This window comes from Brevibacterium sp. LS14 (assembly GCF_012027885.1).
GTDB lineage: Bacteria > Actinomycetota > Actinomycetes > Actinomycetales > Brevibacteriaceae > Brevibacterium > Brevibacterium casei.
In genome coordinates this window covers 1-1,147 of sequence record NZ_SJXG01000004.1, presented here as the reverse complement: position 1 = coordinate 1,147, position 1,147 = coordinate 1, and the positions used below count along the sequence as shown (strand labels likewise).

The following is a 1,147-nucleotide window of genomic DNA, read 5'->3' as shown; positions in this document are numbered from 1 at the left end:
GCTGCTTAGGAAACCAAGAATAGGAGCCTCTACGAAACCCGGGGCTTGACAGGAGGTTGCCGAACTGGGTGAGCCCACCCTGGATGGGGTCGGTGTGGTTGAACGGGTCGACGTGATCGATCTCGGTCTTCTCCGCCAAGCGAGTGCAGCCGGGGAAGGTGCAGGTGGCCCATTGGTTGATCAGGGTCCGCCTGACGGGTTTCGGGATCGCGTAGGTGAGTGCTTGGGCGTCGAGTGGGGTGCCGGTGGCCGGGTCGGTGAGGATCCGGGTCAGTGTCGGGGCACCCGCGGCAATGCGACGGGCGGTCTCTGCCGGGATGGGGGATCCGTCGGCGAGGACACCGGGGAGGTTGGCGTCGCCGGTGAGGGTGAGGAAGGGGACGGTGACGATGACACCGGCCTGGTTGCGCATCGCCTCGGGCCCGGATTCCATGTCCACGAGGATGGCGTACTCGAGTACTACCGGTTCGGGGCGGCCGTTGGGGAAGAACGATGCCCCCGGCGGGTAGGGGGACTCAATGGTGGTGGCTGCAGGGTCGGTTCCATCTGGTTCGGTTCCCCGTGCTTCGATTCCGTTCGATGCGGTTGCTGAGGCGTGGGTGCCGACCGGCGGCGTCTGCGTTTGTGCCGCTTTGGATTGGTGTGCGGCTGGGGACAGCGATGCGGCAGTGCCGGTCATGTTCGCCTCGGCTGCACGGTCGGGGGTGAGGAGGTTGGTGAGTCCGCTGATGGTGGTGTCGTCGTAGTGAAACCGGGGTTCCCCCTTCTCATCGAGGAGGGGTGTCTGCCGGTGGGTTTGGATGCCGGTGATGGGGTCGAGTTCTCGGACTCGGATGGCCAGTTTCGGGTGGGGGCGCAAGAACATGTCGCACATGAGGGCGCTGATGGTGCGCTCGTCGATGATCTCGACCCCGGCGGGGAGGTTGAGGGTGGTGGTTTGGCCGTTGTGGATGGCACGGGCCATGGCGTTCACGCGGGCGTAGGCGGCATGGATCTCATCGGCGGGGGCTGTGATGGACAGGCAGGCGGTGCCGTTGCCGAAGGTGTCGACGTCGACGCGGCGGCGTTGCGCGGCGATGTGGGACCGGTCGTCGGGGGTTTGGAGGAGGTGGATGAGTTTGCGCAGCCCGGTGCGCAGGGTGTCACT

Annotated in this window: 1 protein-coding gene; it reads right to left on the bottom strand. The window is 66.1% G+C overall.

The features are described from left to right. On the bottom strand, positions 1-1,147 hold a 1,147-nt coding region (locus EZE58_RS00015; protein WP_167559540.1), incomplete at both ends, for an HNH endonuclease signature motif containing protein.